The following is a 21,210-nucleotide window of genomic DNA, read 5'->3' on the forward strand; positions in this document are numbered from 1 at the left end:
AACAGGAGATCGCCATGAACACCGCTGCCGCTGTTGCCGACTTCCGACGCTATCCGCTTGTCCAGGCATTGACCGCTGCGACCCCCTTGACCGACCGGGTGCAAGTGACGTGGGCCGACGGCCGGGTCAGCCCGTTCCATCATCAATGGCTAAGGGACAACTGCCCGTGCCCGCAATGCGTCTACAGCGTTACCCGCGAGCAGGTCCTGGAGATTGTCGATGTCCCGGAAGACGTGACGCCCCGCCACATCAACATCGACGACGCGGGCCACCTGTGTGTGGTTTGGCAGGATGGCCACCGAAGCCTATTCGATCCGGGCTGGTTGCGCGCCCATGCGTATGACGATCAATCCAGGGCCGAACGCCTGGCAAACAAGCCACGCCGCCAGCTGTGGCGGCATGACCTGGAACTGCCTGTGTTCGAATACCAGGCACTGCTGACGGATGCCGACGCGCTGCTGCAATGGCTTTTGGCGGTGCGCGACATCGGCCTGACCCAAGTACGCGGCGTGCCCACCGAGCCCGGCTCGCTGAAACAGATCGCCCAACGCATTTCCTTTATCCGCGAGAGCAACTTCGGCGTGTTGTTCAACGTGCAGTCCAAGGCCGATGCCGACAGCAACGCGTACACCGCTTTCAACCTGCCGCTGCACAGCGACCTGCCGACCCGTGAGTTGCAACCGGGTTTGCAATTCCTGCACTGCCTGGTGAACGACGCCGACGGCGGCGAGAGCATTTTTGTCGACGGTTTTGCCATTGCCCAGACGCTGCGCCAGGAAGACCCCGAGGCCTTCGACGCGCTGTGCCAGATCCCGGTGGAGTTTCGCAACAAGGACCGCCACAGCGACTACCGCTGCCTGGCGCCCATCATCGCGCTGGATGCGCTGGGGCAGGTCTCGGAAATCCGCATGGCGAACTTCCTGCGCGGGCCCTTCGACACCTCGGTCGAGCAAATGCCCAGGCTCTACCGCGCCTACCGCCGCTTTATCGCCCTGACCCGCGAGCCGCAATTTCGCCTGGTGCAACGCCTCGAACCCGGCCAGCTCTGGTGCTTCGACAACCGCCGCACCCTCCATGCCCGCAACGCCTTCGACCCGGCCTCCGGGGCTCGGCATTTCCAGGGGTGTTATGTGGATCGGGATGAGTTGTTGTCGCGGATTCTGGTGTTGCAGCGTTAGACCGCGTAACGGCCATTCGCGAGCAAGCCCGCTCCCACAGGAATCCGCATTCCCATGTGGGAGCGGGCTTGCTCGCGAAGGCGCCCGACCAAACAACCCAATTTTTCCCTGATTTTCACAGGCAAAAAAATCCCCGATCAAGCCGTGACAGGATCGGGGCAGGAGCGTTACTGGAGGAGCCGTCGCGCGAGGGTGACCAAACCATCGTGATTCAGCTTGGGCCCAGTGTGCCCAGTCCAGGCCCGGGCAAGTTAGCCGAAAACGACGCCTCCATAGTCATTCATGACATTGCGACCATTTACCCTTGCCGCCGCTTCGGGTGGCTACCAGAATCGAGACACGACCCCAATCCCTGAACAAGGAAAAGCGTCATGATGCACGCCGATTTGATCGACCAGGAAGACCTGCTGGGCCATCTCAAGGCCCTGGGACTGCAAATACCCAGCGGCTCCACCGCCGAGCAGGCATGCGAATGCGCCGTGCGCGGGCTGGACAGGGCCCGCGCCAATGAATTGCGGCGGATGGTCAAGGACATGTACACCAGCAGCGCCACCATCCTGCCAGCCGTGCGCCAGGCGATCGATAAGCAGCTGTTGCCGGCGTTGACGCAATACCAGCAGAACCACAGCGCCTGACCTTGTGGCGAGGGAGCTTGCTCCCGCTGGGCTGCGTAGCAGCCCCAAAAAGCTTGGGACCGCTGCGCGCTGGAGCGCCAGCCCGGTCCAGCGGGAGCAAGCTCCCTCGCCACAAAAGCGCTGCGGTTTAGAGCCTCACACTGGCAAACGTCGACTCATTACGCGCCTGGCTCAGCGCCGACAGCGGCCCGGACAATGGCGACAGCACCAGCGCCTGCGGCAGCGGCATCATCGCCACCTGTTGCGTGGTGTTTGAACCGACGCGCTCGTCGCGCGGTGGAATGCCGAAGTACTCGCGGTAGCATTTGGAGAAGTGCGGGGTGGAGACGAAGCCGCACACCGAGGCCACTTCGATGATCGACATCGGCGTCTGCTTGAGCAGTTGCCGCGCACGGATCAGCCGCAGCTTGAGGTAATAGCGCGACGGCGAGCAGTGCAGGTATTTCTGGAACAACCGCTCCAGCTGACGCCTGGATACAGCGACGTACACCGCCAATTCGTCCAGGTCGATCGGCTCTTCGAGGTTGGCCTCCATCAACGCGACGATTTCCTGCAACTTCGGCTGGTTGGTGCCAAGCATGTGCTTGAGCGGCACACGCTGGTGATCCTGCTCGTTGCGGATACGCTCGTAGACAAACATTTCCGAGATCGCCGCCGACAGCTCACGACCGTGATCGCGGCTGATCAGATGCAGCATCATGTCCAGCGGCGCGGTGCCGCCGGAGCTGGTGAAGCGGTTGCGGTCGAGGGTGAACAGGCGGGTACTCATCGATACCCGCGGGAAAGCTTCCTGCATCGCCGCCAGGCATTCCCAGTGCACGCTGCAATCGAAACCGTCCAGCAGGCCGGCGCAGGCCAGGGCCCAGCTGCCGGTGCAGACCGCGCCGAGGCGACGGGACTGGCGGGCCTGGCCTTGCAGCCATGACACGTGTTCACGGGTTACGGTGCGCTGGATGCCGATACCGCCACAGACGATGACCGTGTCCAAGGGCGGTGCCTTGTGCATGGAGGCGTCGGGGGTGATCTGCAAGCCGTCACTGGCCCATACCTGGCCGCCGTCGACGGTCAGGGTGGTCCAGCGATACAGCTCGCGGCCGGACAGTTGGTTGGCCATGCGTAGCGGTTCTACCGCGGACGCCAGGGAAATCAGCGTGAAATTGTCCAGCAGCAAAAAGCCGATGGATTGAGGCGCACGGTTCTGGGGTTGGGCCCCGGAGTTGGACGTCGTCATCGCGGTATCTCCTCACACAAAGCGGGTGATGGCCTCAGGCGGAGGCTCTTGTTATTGCCCATCATTCTCTTGCGTGAGACGGGGCTTTATCGGGATAGAGCAATTGCCATGCCTAAAATTGAATGCGTGTTCAATAAATCCTGAAAACGACATGGCGGCCTGTCTATATAAGGGGTGGATCAAGTCCAGGTTTTAGCTGCCATCCATGGCGGCAGGCACCGGTCACAAAGGGCCGTGAGCAGTTCGGTAGCACTTGTGGGAACTGGGCTGCGCCGTTTGCGCGAGGGTTGTCACCGCAAGCGCGGGGACGGACGGTGGGGCGGCGTACAAAGGCGTGACCGACAAGTCACGCCTTATCTGTTTGCGACGCGCTAAAAGGTGGCGCGTTTGCGGATGGGTGTTCATTTTACGAGCGGTTTTCGATCTCGTGGATAAAGGGAATCCCTGTGGGAGCATAGCTTGCTCGCGATGACGGTATGTCAGTCGACATCCAGGTTGAATCCACTGACGCCATCGCGGGCAAGCCTTGCTCCCACAGAGAACCCTCTTGCCACAGAGTATTGTGCAAACAAGGTTTCAGCACTCCACCGCACTGACCGCCAAGCCACCGCGCGAAGTCTCTTTATATTTGTCATGCATGTCGGCACCGGTATCGCGCATGGTGCGGATCACCCGGTCCAGGGAGATGAAATGCTGGCCGTCACCGCGCAAGGCCATTTGGGCGGCGTTGATGGCCTTGACCGCGGCGATCGCGTTGCGCTCGATGCACGGCACCTGCACCAGGCCACCGACTGGGTCGCAGGTCAGGCCGAGGTTGTGCTCCAGGCCGATTTCCGCGGCGTTGCACAATTGCTCCGGCGTGGCCCCGAGGATCTCCGCCAAGCCCGCCGCCGCCATGGCGCAAGCCGATCCCACCTCGCCCTGGCAGCCGACTTCGGCGCCGGAGATCGAGGCGTTCTTCTTGCACAGGATCCCGACGGCCGCCGCACCCAGGAAATAATCCACGACGTTGGCGTCGGTGACCGCTTCGCTGAATTTCATGAAGTAATGCAGCACCGCCGGGATGATCCCCGCCGCACCGTTGGTCGGCGCGGTGACCATGCGCCCGCCGGCGGCGTTCTCCTCGTTGACCGCCAGGGCGAACAGGTTGACCCACTCCATGGCGCTCAGGGTCGAGCCGATGACATTGGGCTTGTTCAGCTCTTGCAGGCTGCGGTGCAACTTGGCCGCGCGCCGACGCACATTCAAGCCGCCCGGCAGGATGCCCTCGTGCTTGAGGCCCTGCTCGACGCAGTCCTGCATGGCCCGCCACAGTTTCATCAGGCCACTGCGAATCTCTTCCTCGGAACGCCAGACCTTTTCGTTGGCCAGCATCAACTCGGCCACCCGCAGGTCGTGAGTGCGGCACAACTGGAGCAATTCTTCGGCGCTGGAAAAATCGTACGGCAGCTCAGTGCGATCCAAGTCCACCACGCCGCTGGTGGCCTGGGCCTGATCGACGACAAAGCCCCCGCCGACCGAGTAATACGTGTCACGGTGCAGCTCGCCGTCGGCGCCCTCGGCCACCAGGGTCATCGCATTGGGGTGGAACGGCAGGTTCTCGTCGATCAAGCGCATGTCCCGGGACCATACGAACGGTACCGGCAGGCGACCGTCGAGCAGCAGGGTCTGGGTTTCACGCAGCAACTCGATGCGCGGGCCGATCTGCGACGGGTCGATTGCGTCCGGCCACTCCCCCATCAGGCCCATGATCACGGCGTTGTCGCTGCCGTGGCCGATGCCGGTGGCCGACAGCGAACCGAACAATTGCACTTCGACCCGGCGCACATCATTGAGCAGGGCCTTGGCCTTCAGCGCTTCAACGAACAGCGCCGCGGCACGCATGGGGCCCACGGTGTGGGAACTGGACGGGCCGATACCGATTTTGAACAAGTCGAAAACGCTGATTGCCATTGCCGATAACCTCCAGAACAGGCACATCCGGGCGCAGGAGCGTCCGGTGACGGAGCTGCTACGCTCAACGCCGGGATGGCCGCATCATCCGGTTTTTGCCTGGGTGCCCGACGTCTGACACCGACGCAATCATGCCCAGCAACGCCGCCCCTCCCTGCCCCCGGTTTTGCGGCGTTTTTCTGCGTGTCAGAGGTCCATCGGGGGCGGAAAAAATCTGTAAACGACGTCACCGACACTGGATGCGACCATCCCTGTACTGGATACGACCCACCCTGTAGGCGTCAGATTTGCACTGGTACATGATCGGTTACGGCTCGTTTGCAAGGCCGCGTGTCAGAAGAGTGCCCACGCGCCACCAACCGCAACATCCATAAGCGCGGTTGTCCTGACCGGACACCGCCGATAAAACACCAGGAGTCCACCCATGAAAGGTTCCAAGCCGTTGTTGTTGGCCGCCATGCTGAGTCTTCCGATGCTGGCCAACGCCGCAGAACCCGAAAAGTGCAGCACCGTCAACTTCTCCGATGTCGGCTGGACCGACATTACCGTGACCACGGCGACCACCAGCGTGGTGCTGGATGCGCTGGGCTACAAGACCAAGACCACCATGATTTCCGTACCCGTGACCTACAAGTCCCTGGCCGATGGCAAAAACATGGACGTGTTCCTCGGCAACTGGATGCCGACCATGGAAAACGACATCAAGGCCTACCGCGAAGCCGGCACCGTGGAAACCGTGCGCACCAACCTCAAGGGCGCCAAGTACACCCTCGCCGTGCCCCAGGGCCTGTATGAGAAGGGACTGAAAGACTTCGCCGACATCCCCAAATTCAAGAAAGAACTCGACGGCAAGATCTACGGCATCGAGCCGGGCAACGACGGCAACCGCCTGATCCAGAGCATGATCGAAAAGAACGCCTTCGGCCTGAAGGACGCCGGCTTCAAAGTCGTCGAGTCGAGTGAAGCGGGCATGCTCTCGCAGGTCGATCGCGCCGCCAAGCGTGGCACCGACGTGGTGTTCCTCGGCTGGGCGCCACACCCGATGAATACCCGTTTCAAGATCCAGTACCTGACCGGCGGCGACGATTTCTTCGGCCCCGACTTCGGTGCCGCGACCGTGGCGACCAACACCCGCAAGGGCTACAGCCAGGAATGCAGCAACGTTGGCCAGCTGTTGAAAAACCTGGAATTCACCGTCGACATGGAAAGCACGCTGATGGGCAACGTGCTCGACGACAAGATGAAACCTGAGGCCGCCGCCAAGGCCTGGCTGAAGAAAAACCCACAGGTACTCGATACCTGGCTCGCTGGCGTGACCACCATTGACGGTAAACCTGGCCTGGAGGCCGTGAAAGCCAAGCTTGCGCAATAACTGCTTATGTTATGCCGGGCGAGTTCGCTCGCCCGGGCTGTTTATTCCCTTGCATGCGGACGTTCACTACCATGCTTATTGATCAGAAAATACCCTTGGGCCAGTACATCGCGGGCTTTGTCGAATGGTTGACGCAAAACGGCGCCAACACCTTCGACGCAATCGCGCTGTTCCTGGAAACGATGATTCACGGCGTGACGTTTGCGCTGACCTGGTTCAACCCCCTGGCCCTGATCGGCCTCATTGCGCTATTGGCGCACTTCATCCAGCGCAAATGGGGCCTGACTGTATTTGTCATCGCGTCCTTTCTACTGATTCTCAACCTGGGTTACTGGCAAGAGACCATGGAAACCCTCGCCCAGGTGCTGTTCGCGACCCTGGTCTGCGTACTGATCGGCGTGCCGCTGGGCATCGTTGCTGCGCACAAGCCGATGTTCTACACGATGATGCGTCCGGTGCTCGATCTGATGCAGACCGTACCGACCTTCGTCTACCTCATTCCTACCCTGACCCTGTTCGGTCTGGGTGTGGTCCCGGGCCTGATCTCCACGGTGGTGTTCGCGATTGCCGCGCCCATCCGCCTGACCTACCTGGGTATCCGCGACGTTCCGGACGAACTGATGGACGCCGGCAAAGCCTTCGGCTGCTCCCGTCGCCAGCTCCTGTCGCGCATCGAACTGCCCCACGCCATGCCAAGCATCGCCGCCGGTATCACCCAGTGCATCATGCTGTCGTTGTCGATGGTGGTGATCGCCGCCCTGGTGGGCGCCGATGGCCTGGGCAAACCCGTGGTCAACGCATTGAACACCGCCGATATCGCCCTGGGCTTCGAAGCCGGCCTGGCGATCGTCCTGCTGGCGATCATGCTCGACCGAATCTGCAAACAACCCGACGCCAAAGTAGGGGGTGACGCATGAGCATAATTCGCTTTGAAGACGTTGACGTGATCTTCGCCAGGGACCCTCGCGAGGCCCTCAAGCTGCTCGACCAGGGCATGACCCGCAACGAAATCCTGAAGAAAACCGGGCAAATCGTCGGCGTGGAAAAAGCCAGCCTGGACATCGAGAAAGGCGAAATCTGTGTCTTGATGGGCCTGTCCGGCTCCGGCAAATCCAGTCTGCTGCGCTGCATCAACGGCTTGAACACCGTCAGCCGCGGCAAGCTGTTCGTCGAGCACGAAAGCCGGCAGATCGACATTGCGTCCTGCACCCCCGCCGAGCTGAAGATGATGCGCACCAAGCGCATCGCCATGGTGTTCCAGAAGTTCGCCCTGATGCCTTGGCTGACGGTGCGCGAGAACATCAGCTTCGGCCTGGAAATGCAGGGCCGACCGGAGAAGGAACGCAAGAAGCTGGTGGATGAGAAGCTTGAGCTGGTGGGCCTGACCCAGTGGCGCAACAAGAAGCCCGACGAATTGTCCGGCGGCATGCAGCAACGGGTCGGCCTGGCCCGCGCCCTGGCGATGGACGCCGACATCCTGCTGATGGACGAACCGTTCTCGGCCCTCGACCCCTTGATCCGCCAAGGCCTGCAAGACGAACTGCTGGAGCTGCAACGCAAGCTGAGCAAGACCATCGTGTTCGTCAGCCACGACCTCGACGAAGCCCTGAAGCTGGGCAGCCGTATCGCGATCATGAAAGACGGCCGGATCATCCAGTACAGCAAGCCGGAACAAATCGTGCTGAACCCGGCCGACGACTATGTGCGCACCTTCGTCGCCCACACCAACCCGCTCAACGTCCTCTGCGGCCGCAGCCTGATGCGCACCCTGGACAACTGCAAGCGCATCAACGGCTCGGTCTGCCTGGACCCGGGCGGCGACTCCTGGCTCGACCTGGCCGACGGCAACACCATCAAGGGCGCCCGGCAGAACGGCGCGGCCCTGGACCTGCAAAACTGGGCTCCAGGCCAAGCGGTCGAAGGCCTGGGCCGACGTCCGACCCTGGTGGACTCCAACATCGGCATGCGCGATGCGTTGCAGATCCGCTACCAGACCGGCAACAAACTGGTGCTCCACGATAATCAGAAAGTCGTCGGGATCCTGGGCGACAGCGAGCTGTACCACGCACTGCTCGGCAAGAACCTGGGCTAAGCCCCCCGCACACAAAAACGCCGCGAGATGATCGCGGCGTTTTTGTTTGCGCCTTCCAAGGCTGATGCTCATACCAGGTTTGAAATGCTGGTACTGGCTTGGAATGCCGATACTGGGCTTGGAATGCTGATACTGAGCTTGGAATGCTGATACTGAGCTTGGAATGCCGATACTGGGCTTGGAATGCTGATACTGAGCTTGGAATGCCGATACTGGGCTTGGAATGCTGATACTGAGCTTGGAATGCCGATACTGGGCTTGGAATGCTGATACTGAGCTTGGAATGCTGATAACTGTGGCGAGGGAGCTTGCTCCCGCTCGACTGCGCAGCAGTCGCAATCCAGGCGACACGAACCTTCAGGTATATCGTGCTTGGCCGGTTTGGGGTCGCTCCGCAACCCAGCGGGAGCAAGCTCCCTCGCCACAAGAGCTCGCTGCATCGCCTCATTTCAACCAATCGACGGGTGGGCAGCCAACCGACGAGTGTTATAAAGACATCCCCAAAAGTCCTCGCCCCGGCAAATAGCGACGACTTGTCATAGAACTTATTTTTTGTTGATTGAACGTTCAATCAAAACAAAATAGACTGGCCCTCGCCATGACGGACTGCACTCGTCCGCCTGCGGGCCTAAGGAGATGTGCTAGATGCCCAAGGTCGGTATGCAACCCATCCGCCGCCAACAATTGATCGAAGCGACGTTGCAAGCGGTCGATCAGGTCGGCATGGGGGACGCCAGCATTGCGCTGATCGCTCGTTTGGCCGGTGTTTCGAATGGCATCATCAGTCACTACTTTCAGGACAAGAACGGCCTGATCGCGGCCACGGCCCAGTACCTGATGAGCGTCCTGAGCGAGAACGTCACCGCGCGGCGGCAGGCGCTGGAGGACTCGAGTCCGCGGGCTCACCTCAAGGTGATCATCGAAGGCAACTTCGACGCCAGCCAGGTCAACGGCCCGGCAATGAAAACCTGGCTGGCCTTCTGGGCCACCAGCATGCATCACCCGTCTTTGCACAGGTTGCAGCGGATCAACGATCACCGTCTGTATTCCAACCTGTGTTGCCAGTTCCGCCGCGTGTTGCCCGTTGACCAGGCACGCAGCGCGGCACGGGGCCTGGCCGCGCTGATTGACGGTTTGTGGCTGCGCGGCGCGCTGTCGGGAGACGCGTTCGATACCGCCCAGGCGCACCAGATCGCTTACGAATACATGGATTTCCAACTGGCCAAAACAGGAGCGCCAGAGCACACAGAACCGCTCGACTCCTGAACCGTCACCGCAGCGCGTAGTCAGCTATAAACGACACGCTCGGTGGCCAGCCAACCACTCATGCACTTGCGAGGACTTTATGGCCCGTTTCGAACTGCAAAAACTCTACATCGATGGCGCGTACAGCGATGCCAGCGGCGACGCCACTTTCGAAGCCATCAACCCGGCCAACGGTGAAGTACTCGCCCTGGTGCAGCGCGCAACGTTCGAAGACGTCGAGCGCGCCGTGGTCAGCGCCGAAAAGGGCCAGAAAGTCTGGGCCGCCATGACTGCCATGCAGCGTTCGCGCATCCTGCGTCGCGCCGTGGAAATCCTGCGCGAGCGCAACGATGAACTGGCCGCCCTGGAAACCCTGGACACCGGCAAATCCTTCTCCGAAACCAAATACGTCGACATCGTCACCGGTGCCGACGTGCTGGAATACTACGCCGGCCTGGTGCCTGCCATCGAAGGCGAGCAGGTTCCGCTGCGCACCACATCCTTCGTCTACACCCGCCGCGAGCCCCTGGGCGTGGTGGCCGGTATCGGCGCGTGGAACTACCCGATCCAGATCGCCCTGTGGAAATCCGCACCGGCCCTGGCCGCCGGCAACGCGATGATCTTCAAGCCCAGCGAAGTCACCTCGCTGACCACGCTGAAACTGGCCGAGATCTACACCGAAGCCGGCGTTCCAGCGGGCGTGTTCAACGTCCTGACCGGCAGCGGCCGTGAAGTCGGCACCTGGCTGACCGAGCATCCGCGCATCGAGAAAATTTCCTTCACCGGCGGCACCGACACTGGCAAGAAAGTCATGGCCAGCGCCTCGAGCTCGTCGCTCAAGGACGTGACCATGGAGCTGGGCGGCAAGTCGCCGCTGATCATCTTCGACGACGCCGACCTGGATCGCGCCGCCGACACCGCGATGATGGCCAACTTCTACAGCTCCGGCCAGGTCTGCACCAACGGCACCCGCGTGTTCGTGCCGAGCCACCTCAAGGCCGCCTTCGAAGCCAAGATCGCCGAGCGCGTGGCGCGCATCCGCGTCGGCAACCCAGAAGACGAAAACACCAATTTCGGCCCGCTGGTGAGCTTCGCCCACATGGAAAGCGTGCTGGGCTACATCGAGAAAGGCAAAGCCGAAGGCGCGCGCCTGCTGTGCGGCGGCGGTCGCCTGACCGAAGGCGAATTCGCCAAGGGCGCATTTGTCGCCCCGACGGTCTTCACCGATTGCACCGATGACATGACCATCGTGCGTGAAGAAATCTTCGGCCCGGTGATGAGCATCCTCACCTTTGATACCGAAGAAGAAGTGATCCGCCGTGCCAACGACACCGACTTCGGCCTGGCCGCCGGCGTCGTGACCCGCGACCTGAACCGCGCCCACCGCGTGATCCACCAGCTCGAAGCCGGCATCTGCTGGATCAACGCCTGGGGCGAATCGGCAGCGGAAATGCCGGTCGGTGGCTACAAGCAATCAGGTGTAGGCCGTGAGAACGGTATCAGCTCGCTGAACAACTTCACCCGCATCAAATCGGTACAGGTCGAGTTGGGCGATTACACGTCGGTGTTCTGATCTGACACCGGACCTGAGGCCAGGGTCTTTGTGGCGAGGGAGCTTGCTCCCGCTGGGCCGCGAAGCGGCCCCGACTCAGGCCTCAAGGTCATCCAGACAGAACACGGTCGCCCAGTTTGCGACTGCTACGCAGCCGAGCGGGAGCAAGCTCCCTCGCCACAGAGAATATGGCACTCGATGACCGCCACCTGAACCCAATTCAAAAAGAGGGTGCATTTCATGTCCCAAGAATTCGATTACATCATCATCGGTGCCGGCTCGGCCGGTAATACCCTGGCCACCCGCCTGACCGAAGACGAAGGCGTCACCGTCCTGCTGCTCGAAGCCGGCGGCCCGGACTATCGCTTGGACTTCCGCACGCAAATGCCCGCTGCCCTGGCGTTCCCCCTGCAGGGCCGTCGCTACAACTGGGCCTACGAGACCGACCCGGAGCCGCACATGAACGGCCGCCGCATGGAGTGCGGTCGCGGCAAGGGCCTGGGCGGTTCTTCGCTGATCAACGGCATGTGCTACATCCGCGGCAACGCCCTGGACTATGACAACTGGGCCAAGCTGCCGGGCCTGGAAGACTGGACCTACCTCGATTGCCTGCCGTATTTCCGCAAGGCCGAAACCCGCGACATCGGCCCGAACGATTACCACGGTGGCGACGGCCCGGTCAGCGTGACCACGCCCAAGGCTGGCAACAACCCGTTGTTCCACGCCATGGTCGAAGCCGGCGTGCAGGCCGGTTACCCCCGTACCGAGGACCTCAACGGCTACCAGCAGGAAGGTTTCGGCCCGATGGACCGTACCGTCACGCCCAACGGCCGTCGCGCCAGCACCGCCCGCGGTTACCTGGACGTCGCCAAGAAACGCTCGACACTGACCATTGTCACCCATGCCTTGACCGACAAGATCCTGTTCGAAGGCAAGCGCGCGGTCGGCGTGCGTTACCTGGTGGGCGCCGCTGAAGAACGCGTCGAAGCCCGGGCCCGCAAGGAAGTGCTGCTGTGCTCCGGCGCCATCGCCTCGCCGCAGATCCTGCAACGCTCCGGCGTCGGCCCGGCCAAGCTGCTGGAAAACCTCGACATCCCGGTCGTCCACGATCTGCCGGGCGTCGGTGAAAACCTTCAGGATCACCTGGAGTTGTACCTGCAATACGCTTGCACCCAACCGGTCTCGCTGTACCCGTCGCTGCTCTGGTACAACCAGCCAGCCATCGGTGCCGAATGGCTGTTCAACGGCACCGGCATCGGCGCCAGCAACCAGTTCGAGGCTGGCGGTTTCATCCGCACGCGCCCGGATTTCGAATGGCCGAACATCCAGTACCACTTCCTGCCGGTGGCGATCAACTACAACGGCAGCAATGGCGTGAAGGAGCATGGTTTCCAGGCACACATGGGTTCCATGCGTTCGCCCAGCCGTGGTCGGATCCAGGCCAAGTCCAAGGACCCGCGCCAGCACCCGAGCATCCTGTTCAACTACATGGCGACCGAGCAGGACTGGCAGGAATTTCGCGATGGCATCCGCCTGACCCGCGAGATCATGCAGCAACCGGCACTCGATCCGTTCCGTGGTCGCGAGATCAGCCCGGGTATCGAGGTGCAGACGGACGAGCAACTGGACCAGTTCATCCGCGAGCACGCCGAAACCGCGTTCCATCCGTCCTGCTCGTGCAAGATGGGCACCGACGACATGGCCGTGGTGGACAGCGAAGGCCGCGTGCACGGTATGGAAGGGTTGCGCGTGGTCGACGCCTCGATCATGCCGATCATCACCACCGGCAACCTCAACGCACCGACGATCATGATGGCCGAGAAAATCGCCGACAAGATCCGCGGTCGCAAGCCCCTGCCACGCAGCACCGCACCTTACTACGTGGCCGGTAATGCGCCGGTGCGCGGCAAGCCGTTGCGTGAAGTGACGACCGCTACGCAGTAAGACTCATGACCGCGGCGCGGCCTTCGCGAGCAGGCTCGCTCCCACAAGGGTTGGGTGGTGGACACAGATTTTGTGACCACTGAAAAACCCACTGTGGGAGCGGGCTTGCTCGCGAAAGCGGTGGGTCAGCTTGCATCAATGTTGAATGTACCGCCGTCTTCGCGAGCAAGCCCGCTCCCACAGGGGTTCTGAGGCGAACACAGATTTTGTGACCACTGAAAAACCCACTGTGAGAGCGAGCCTGCTCGCGAAGGGGCCAGCCCATTCAGCCTATTTTTTCTGACTGCCACACCGCAAAATTCCCATCTGCCTTGATCCCTCCCCCACCCCAGGCCTACTCTAGAGCCACCGCGTCACTGCGCCGCACCTCGCTGCATCGCCACTCCAGACAAGGAGGTTTCATGTTCGACTTCCACCCCCGGCTCAAGCAGCGGTTCGCTGCCTTGCGCACGGGCGCCGAATTCTTTTCCCTGCGTTATGTGCGCGAATCCGGCCAGCATTTGTCCGTGCGCAAGAACGTCGCCGAACCGCCCAGCCTGAACCGTGATGAAGGTGCGATGCTCACCGTGCGGGTCAACGGGGTCGAAGCTTATGCCGCCACCAACGACCTGTCCCAGGCCGGCCTGCAAGCAGCACTGCAACGCGCCGAGCACCACGCGCGCCAGCTCAAGCCCCACGCCCTGCTCGACCTGCGCGGGCAAGCGGTGTCCAGCGACCGCGCCGATTACTTCTCGCCGCATTTCGACCAGGCCTTCCCGCCGTTGAGCGACTGCTACCAACTGCTCGGCGACGAATCGGCCGCGGTGCCCCGGGACGAACGCCTGGTGAACTGGCAAGCCAGCATCGGCCTGACCCAAGTCGAGCAGATCTACCTCAACAGTGCCGGCGCTGAACTGCGCCAGGCCCAACGCTTCATCTACCCGGCCCTGGACGTCACCGCCTTCGACGGTCACGACAGCCAGACCCGCACCCTGGGTCGGGAGAATTTCGGCCAACAAGGCGGCTTCGACGTGATCAGCCGCTGCGGCCTGATCGGCGCCGGGTCGAAAATCGCCGACCAGGCCCTGCAATTGCTGATGGCGCCGAACACCCCGCAAGGCCCCCGCGACCTACTGCTGATGCCCGACCAGATGATGCTGCAGATCCACGAGTCCATCGGCCATCCGCTGGAACTGGACCGCATCCTCGGGGACGAGCGCAATTACGCCGGTACCAGCTTCGTCAAGGCCAGCGATTTCGGCCACCTGCAATACGGCTCCGATCTGCTAAACGTAACCTTCGACCCGGACATTCCCGAAGAACTGGCAAGCTACAGCCATGACGACGACGGCAGCGCCGCCAGCAAGCAGTTCCTGATTCGCGAAGGCCTGCTGCTGCGTCCATTGGGCGGGGCACTGTCGCAATTCCGTGCCGGCCTGGACGGTGTCGCCAACAGCCGCGCCTGCGGCTGGAATCGGCCGCCCATCGACCGCATGGCGAACCTGAACATCGAGCCCGGCGACCAATCCCTGGAACAATTGATCCAGGGCATCGAGCACGGCGTGCTGATGCGCACCAACCGCTCCTGGTCCATCGATGATGCCCGCAACAAATTCCAGTTCGGCTGCGAATGGGGCCAGTTGATCGAGAACGGCGAGCTCAAGGGCGTGGTGAAGAACCCCAACTACCGAGGCATTTCCGCGCAATTCTGGAAAAGCCTGCGCGCCGTGGGCGACGCCAGCACCTCGCAAGTCCTTGGCACGCCGAACTGCGGCAAGGGCGAACCGAACCAGGTCATCCGCGTCGGCCATGCATCGCCAGCCTGTGTGTTCAGCAATGTTGATGTGTTTGGGGGAGATGCCTGATGAGCACCACCAATAATCAGGCCGAGGCATTCAAGGTTCTGGTCGACTGGCTGCGCGGCGCCCTGCGTACGCCTGAACAGTTCACCCTCGGCTACGCCGCCGAATCCTCGGCCTTCGTGCGTTTCAACCACGGCAAGGTCCGCCAGGCCGGGCAGGTGCAGCAGGCCAATATCAGCTTCAAATTGATCGACGACGGTCGCCACGCCGACTTGCAGATTACGCTGTCCGGCGACCCCGAGGCCGATGTGCAACGCCTGTCCGAAGGCTTGCAGCAACTGCGCGAAACCTTGCCGCTGCTGCCCCGCGATCCGTACCTGCTGCTCAACCATCATCACTGGCAGAGCAACAATGTGCAGGACCATCCGCTGCCCGAGACGGAGCAGGCCGTTGCCGAAATCACCCGCGCCGCCGAAGGCCTGGACCTGGTGGGCTTCTACGCCGCCGGGCCCATCAGCCGAGGTTTCGCCAGTTCTTCGGGCGCGTTCGGCTGGCATCAGGCCAACAGCTTCAACTTCGATTTCAGCCTGTTCCATGACAACGGCCAGGCAGTGAAAGCCAGCTACGCCGGGCATGTGTGGAGCAGCGAAGGATTTGCCCAACGTTTCGAGCAGGCCCGCGAGCAACTGGCGTTTCTCGGCCGCCCGCTGCGCACGTTGCCGCCCGGCGAATACCGCGCCTATCTGGCGCCGGCCGCCCTGGAAGAGATCATGGGCATGCTCAGTTGGGGCGGGTTCTCGGCCCAGGCCATTGCCAGCAAACAGAGCCCGCTGCAGAAGTTCTATGCTGGCGAAGCCCACTTCAGTCCCAACGTGTGGCTCACGGAGCAGGTCAGCGGCTCCCTGAGCCCGGCGTTTTCCGACGAAGGTTATCCCCGCGACGACCTGGGGCTGATCGCCAAGGGCATGGCCAACGCACAATTGGTCAACTCCCGCAGCGCCGCCGAATACGGCCTCGCGGCCAACGGCGCCAGCCGCTACGAATACCCCACGGCGCTGGACATGCAGGGCGGGCAACTGGAGCAGAAGTACATCCTTGAAGCACTTGGCACAGGGTTGTACATCAGCAACCTCTGGTACCTGAACTACTCGGACCAACCGGCGGCACGCCTGACCGGCATGACCCGTTTCGCCACGTTCTGGGTCGAGAACGGCCAGATCCAGGCACCGGTCAGCACGATGCGTTTCGACGACAGCGTCTACAGCCTGCTGGGCTCGCAACTCGAAGCGCTGACCCGAGAGCGGGAACTTCTGCTCTCGGCCAGCACCTACAGCCAGCGGGCCACGGCCTCGATGTTGTTGCCGGGGGCGTTGGTGAAGCGGTTGACCTTGACGCTGTAGCATCAAGAAGGTGGCTTCCACCTCCTGTGGCGAGGGAGCTTGCTCCCGCTCGGCTGCGAAGCAGTCGTAATCCAGGCGACGCGATCTTTCGGGCACACCGTGTTGGCCGGTTTTGGGGGTGCTTCGCCCCCCAGCGGGAGCAAGCTCCCTCGCCACAAGAGCTTCCTTGCCACAGGTAACTGTTCATTTTTTAAAAGATCCCCTCGCCCCAGGTAATTGTTCACTTTTCATACAAGAGGTCCCATGCCCAACCGCGCCCCGCTCGACGCCGTCACCGCCCGCTGGCTTCCGTGGGTCGTGGCGATTGCCTTCTTCATGCAGTCCCTGGACGGGACCATCCTCAACACCGCCCTGCCCGCCATGGCCAGCGACCTGGCGGAAAACCCGCTGCGCATGCAAGGCGTGATCATTGCCTACATGCTCACCGTGGCGTTGCTGATCCCGGCGTCGGGCTGGATCGCCGACCGCTTCGGCACCAAGAAGATTTTCTTCGGGGCGATCCTGCTGTTCAGCTTCGGCTCACTGCTGTGCGCCTTGTCCAATTCGTTGAGCATGCTGATCGGCGCCCGGGTCGTCCAAGGCCTGGGCGGTGCGCTGATGCTGCCGGTGGGCAGGCTGGTGGTGCTGCGGGCGTATCCGCGCTCGGAACTGGTGCGGATCATGGGTTTCATCACGATCCCTGGCCTGCTCGGCCCACTGATCGGCCCGACCATGGGCGGCTGGATGGTGGAATACCTGACCTGGCACTGGATCTTCATCATCAACCTGCCGGTGGGCGTGATCGGCTGCTACGCGGTGTGGAAATTCATCCCCGACCTGCGTGGCAGCGAGCGCACGCGGTTCGATGGGCTGGGGTTCCTGCTGTTCGGCGCGGCGATGGTGCTGATTACCATCGCCATGGAAGGCCTGGGTGAACTGCACTTGCCGCACCTACGGGTGATGTTGCTGCTGTTCGGCGGCATGGCCTGCTTGGCGGCCTATTGGCTGCGGGCCGGGCACGTCGAAAATGCGCTGTTTCCACCGTCGTTGTTCAAGACCCGGACCTTCGCCGTCGGTATTCTCGGCAACCTCTTCGCGCGCCTGGGCAGCGGTGCCTTGCCGTTCCTGGTGCCGTTGCTGCTGCAAGTCGCCCTGGGTTATTCACCGTCCCAGGCCGGCATGAGCATGCTGCCCCTGGCGGCGGCGGCCATGGTCGCCAAATCCGTGGCCCGACCGCTGATCGAACGCTTTGGCTACCGCGCCGTGTTGACCAGCAACACCCTGGCCCTGGGCCTGATGCTGGCGAGCATGGGCCTGGTCAGCGAACAGACGCCGTACTGGCTGCTGCTGGCGCAACTGGCGGTGCTGGGGGCGATCAACTCGCTGCAATTCACCGCGATGAACACCGTGACCCTGATCGACCTGGACGACGCCAGCGCCAGCAGCGGCAACAGCCTGTTGTCGGTGGTGGCGCAACTGTCCCTGAGCCTCGGCGTGGCCTGCGCCGGCGCGCTGCTGGGCGGCTTTACCGCCCAAGTGGGCAACGATGGGGTGGAGACGGTGCTGGGCGCATTCCAACTGACGTTCGTGACGGTGGGGATCATGGCGATGCTGGCGGCGACGATCTTTTCCCAGTTGTCGAAGCAGGATGGGCGGCGGGACAAGCGGCCGGATGAGCATATCGAGCATTAGATAGGACTCGGACTGTTTTAAGGCTTCAGGGCTTTTGTGGCGAGGGAGCTTGCTCCCGCTCGGCTGCGCAGCAGACGCAATCCAGGCGACGCGAACTTCCAGGGGCACCGTGTTGGCCGGTTTGGGGCCGCTTCGCGCCCCAGCGGGAGCAAGCTCCCTCGCCACAGGGAATTCGCCCACTTCAGAACTGCGCCACAGCTCGTCCAGAACTTTCGAAGAAAGTGGCACGAGGCTGCTACACTGCGCGACATTTTGTTTTGCAGGCCAGTCCCGTGACCACCATTGCCACCGCTTTTAATACTTTGCCGCTGTCCGCCGCCATGCTGGCTAACCTCGAATCACTCGGTTATGCCCAGATGACGCCGATCCAGGCGCAAAGCTTGCCGGTGATCCTCAAGGGCATGGACCTGATCGCCCAGGCCAAGACCGGCAGCGGCAAGACCGCCGCCTTCGGCATCGGCCTGCTGAACCCGATCAACCCGCGCTTCTTCGGCTGCCAGGCTCTGGTGATGTGCCCGACCCGCGAGCTGGCCGACCAGGTCGCCAAGGAAATCCGTCGCCTGGCCCGCGCCGAAGACAACATCAAGGTCCTGACCCTGTGCGGCGGCGTGTCCTTCGGCCCGCAGATCGCCTCCCTCGAACACGGCGCCCACATCATCGTCGGCACGCCGGGGCGCATCCAGCAGCACCTGCGCAAGGGTTCGCTGGTGCTCGACGGCCTCAACACGCTGATCCTCGACGAAGCCGACCGCATGCTCGACATGGGCTTCTACGACGCCATCGAAGATATCATTCAGCAGACCCCGGAACGCCGCCAGACGCTGCTGTTCTCCGCCACCTACCCGGTGGGCATCAAGCAACTGTCGTCCAAGTTCATGCGCAACCCGCAGCAAGTAAAGGCCGAGGCGCTGCACTCCGATGCGCAGATCGAGCAGCGCTTCTATGAGATCTCGCCCGAGGAGCGCATGGACGCGGTGGTCAAGGTCCTGGCGCATTTCCGCCCGGCCTCCTGCGTGGCGTTCTGCTTCACCAAGCAGCAAGTCCAGGAAACCGTCGACCACCTGTCGGCCAAGGGCATCTCGGCCGTCGGCCTGCACGGCGACCTGGAACAGCGCGACCGCGACCAGGTGCTGGCGATGTTCGCCAACCGCAGCACCTCGGTGCTGGTGGCCACCGACGTAGCGGCCCGCGGCCTCGACATTGACGCCCTAGACATGGTGATCAACGTCGAGCTGGCCCGGGATTCGGAAATCCACATCCACCGTGTCGGCCGCACCGGTCGCGCCGGTGAGAAAGGCATCGCCATCAGCCTGGTGGCGCCGTCCGAAGCCCACCGCGCCCAGGCCATCGAGCAACTGCAGAAGTCACCGCTGAGCTGGGACCAATTGGACAACCTCAAGCCCCAGGGTGGCGGCCCGCTGCTGCCGGCCATGAGCACCCTGTGCATCGGCGCCGGGCGCAAGGACAAAGTCCGCCCTGGCGATATCCTCGGCGCCCTGACCGGCGACGCCGGCATCCCTGGCGCCCAGGTCGGCAAGATCGCGATCTTCGATTTCCAGGCCTACGTGGCCGTGGAACGCGGCATCGCCAAACAGGCCTTGCAGCGCTTGAACGATGGCAAGATCAAGGGCCGCTCGTTGCGGGTGCGGATCCTGTAAAGCGATCTCCAACCCAACAGAGATCCCTTGTGGGAGCGGGCTTGCTCGCGAATGCGGAGGACCAGTCGATTCAATGTCGACTGACCCACCGCCTTCGCGAGCAAGCCCGCTCCCACATTGGTTTGTCGGTGAACATTAAATTTTTGTGCGAGGACACCGTTTTGCGCTCTACCGAAGTCGTGATCATTGGCGCTGGCGCCGCAGGGTTGATGTGCGCGCTGACCGCGGCCGCGCGCGGGCGGCAGGTGATGTTGCTGGACCACGCCAACAAGGCCGGCAAGAAAATCCTCATGTCGGGCGGCGGGCGCTGCAATTTCACCAACATGTACACCGAGCCGGGCAATTTCCTGTCGCAGAACCCGCACTTCTGCAAGTCGGCCCTGGCCCGCTACACCCAGTGGGATTTCATCGCGCTGGTGGCCAAGCACGGCGTGCCTTATCACGAAAAAAAGCTCGGCCAGTTGTTCTGCGATAACAAGTCCAGCGACATCCTCGGCCTGCTGTTGGATGAATGCGACCAGGCCGGCGTCAGCCTGCACCTGGACACCTCGATCACGCAGATCGAAAAAGCCGACGACGGCTACCGGCTGCAAACCACCCTCGGCGCCCTCGCCTGCCAATCCCTGGTGATTGCCACGGGCGGGCTGTCGATCCCCACGCTCGGGGCAACCGGCTTCGGTTATCAGGTGGCAAAACAGTTTGGCCACGAACTGCTGCCGACCCGCGCCGGCCTGGTGCCGTTCACCATCACTGATCAGCTCAAGGCCCTGTGCACTGAACTCTCGGGCACCTCGGTAGATTGCCTGGTGAGCTGCAACGACCAGAGTTTTCGCGAGAATATCCTGTTCACCCATCGCGGCCTGAGCGGCCCGGCGATCCTGCAGATTTCCTCGTTCTGGGAACCAGGGGACACGGTGCAGATCAACCTGCTGCCCGACCACGATGTGCCGCAATGGCTGCAACAGCAACAGGCCGAACGCCCCAACAGCGAACTCAAGACCCTGCTGGGCGAATTGTTCACCAAGAAAATGGCCAACCTGCTGGCCGACACTTGGTTCGTGTCCAAACCCATGAAGCAATACACCCACGCAGAGCTGGCGGACATCGCCGAGAAACTGGCGAGCTGGAATGTCGTTCCCGCCGGCACCGAAGGCTACCGCACCGCCGAAGTCACACTCGGCGGCGTCGACACCCGGGAAGTCTCGTCCAAGACCATGGAGTCGCTGAAAAGCCCGGGCCTGTATTTCATCGGCGAAGTGCTGGACGTCACCGGGCACCTGGGCGGGTTCAATTTCCAGTGGGCCTGGGCTTCCGGGTATGCGGCGGCGCAGTACGTCTGAGCCGACACGACTCGAATGTGGGTAATAAACCCTGTGGGAGCGGGCTTGCTCGCGAAGGCGGTGTATCAGGCAATTCAATAGCGGCTGACACACCGCTTTCGCGAGCAAGCCCGCTCCCACAGTAGCTCGGCGGCGGACATCGGAACACTTTTTGCTGC

Annotated in this window: 15 protein-coding genes; 13 read left to right on the top strand and 2 right to left on the bottom strand. The window is 62.4% G+C overall.

All coding sequences use genetic code 11. The annotated features are described in order from the left end of the window. Positions 1-14 precede the first annotated feature (14 nt). Positions 15-1,178, top strand: a complete 1,164-nt coding sequence (locus HU715_RS23710) for a gamma-butyrobetaine dioxygenase (RefSeq protein ID WP_186707125.1) — start codon at positions 15-17, stop codon at positions 1,176-1,178. 371 nt (positions 1,179-1,549) lie between these two features. Next, positions 1,550-1,813 carry a hypothetical protein gene (locus tag HU715_RS23715; protein WP_186707124.1) on the top strand — a complete coding sequence of 88 codons (264 nt, stop codon included), beginning with the start codon at positions 1,550-1,552 and terminating at the stop codon, positions 1,811-1,813. Positions 1,814-1,940: 127 nt separating this feature from the next. Here HU715_RS23715 and gbdR read toward each other — a convergent pair whose 3' ends face one another. Beyond that, positions 1,941-3,044, bottom strand: a complete 1,104-nt coding sequence (gene gbdR / locus HU715_RS23720; RefSeq protein ID WP_042731607.1) for a choline metabolism transcriptional regulator GbdR — start codon at positions 3,042-3,044, stop codon at positions 1,941-1,943. 576 nt (positions 3,045-3,620) lie between these two features. After that, a complete protein-coding gene (locus tag HU715_RS23725) occupies positions 3,621-4,997 on the bottom strand; it encodes an L-serine ammonia-lyase (protein WP_186707123.1) in 1,377 nt (458 codons plus the stop codon). A gap of 424 nt (positions 4,998-5,421) precedes the next feature. On the opposite strand from HU715_RS23725, the gene HU715_RS23730 reads away from it, so the two are divergent. The 11 genes from HU715_RS23730 (at position 5,422) to HU715_RS23780 (ending at position 21,052) form a co-directional block, all read left to right on the top strand. Beyond that, positions 5,422-6,369, top strand: a complete 948-nt coding sequence (locus HU715_RS23730) for a choline ABC transporter substrate-binding protein (protein WP_186707122.1) — start codon at positions 5,422-5,424, stop codon at positions 6,367-6,369. Between the two features lie 71 nt (positions 6,370-6,440). After that, positions 6,441-7,286 (top strand): choline ABC transporter permease subunit, encoded by an 846-nt coding sequence (gene choW / locus HU715_RS23735; protein ID WP_014340605.1) that lies wholly within the window; start codon positions 6,441-6,443, stop codon positions 7,284-7,286. Next, positions 7,283-8,461, top strand: a complete 1,179-nt coding sequence (gene choV / locus HU715_RS23740; RefSeq protein WP_186707121.1) for a choline ABC transporter ATP-binding protein — start codon at positions 7,283-7,285, stop codon at positions 8,459-8,461. Before choW ends, choV begins: the two co-directional genes overlap by 4 nt. A 645-nt stretch (positions 8,462-9,106) precedes the next feature. After that, on the top strand, positions 9,107-9,727 hold the full coding sequence (gene betI, locus HU715_RS23745; RefSeq protein WP_186707120.1) for a transcriptional regulator BetI: 621 nt from the start codon (positions 9,107-9,109) through the stop codon (positions 9,725-9,727). A gap of 79 nt (positions 9,728-9,806) precedes the next feature. Beyond that, positions 9,807-11,279, top strand: coding sequence for a betaine-aldehyde dehydrogenase (betB, locus tag HU715_RS23750; protein ID WP_186707119.1), 1,473 nt, complete (start codon positions 9,807-9,809; stop codon positions 11,277-11,279). A 219-nt stretch (positions 11,280-11,498) separates the two neighbouring features. Beyond that, a complete protein-coding gene (gene betA, locus HU715_RS23755) occupies positions 11,499-13,202 on the top strand; it encodes a choline dehydrogenase (RefSeq protein WP_186707118.1) in 1,704 nt (567 codons plus the stop codon). Between the two features lie 401 nt (positions 13,203-13,603). After that, positions 13,604-15,046: a TldD/PmbA family protein gene (locus tag HU715_RS23760; RefSeq protein WP_186707117.1), complete on the top strand. Its 1,443-nt coding sequence runs from the start codon at positions 13,604-13,606 to the stop codon at positions 15,044-15,046. Then, complete coding sequence (locus HU715_RS23765) at positions 15,046-16,383, top strand: TldD/PmbA family protein (protein ID WP_186707116.1); 1,338 nt, start codon at positions 15,046-15,048, stop codon at positions 16,381-16,383. The genes HU715_RS23760 and HU715_RS23765 overlap by 1 nt, the downstream gene beginning before the upstream one ends. Before the next feature lie 243 nt (positions 16,384-16,626). Then, on the top strand, positions 16,627-18,054 hold the full coding sequence (gene mdtD, locus HU715_RS23770; RefSeq protein ID WP_186707115.1) for a multidrug transporter subunit MdtD: 1,428 nt from the start codon (positions 16,627-16,629) through the stop codon (positions 18,052-18,054). A 320-nt stretch (positions 18,055-18,374) separates the two neighbouring features. Next, positions 18,375-19,712, top strand: coding sequence for an ATP-dependent RNA helicase DbpA (gene dbpA, locus HU715_RS23775; protein ID WP_264083873.1), 1,338 nt, complete (start codon positions 18,375-18,377; stop codon positions 19,710-19,712). Positions 19,713-19,873: 161 nt separating this feature from the next. After that, positions 19,874-21,052, top strand: coding sequence for a BaiN/RdsA family NAD(P)/FAD-dependent oxidoreductase (locus HU715_RS23780; protein ID WP_186707113.1), 1,179 nt, complete (start codon positions 19,874-19,876; stop codon positions 21,050-21,052). Positions 21,053-21,210: the final 158 nt, after the last annotated feature.

The organism is Pseudomonas zanjanensis (assembly GCF_014268745.2).
Taxonomy (GTDB): domain Bacteria; phylum Pseudomonadota; class Gammaproteobacteria; order Pseudomonadales; family Pseudomonadaceae; genus Aquipseudomonas; species Aquipseudomonas zanjanensis.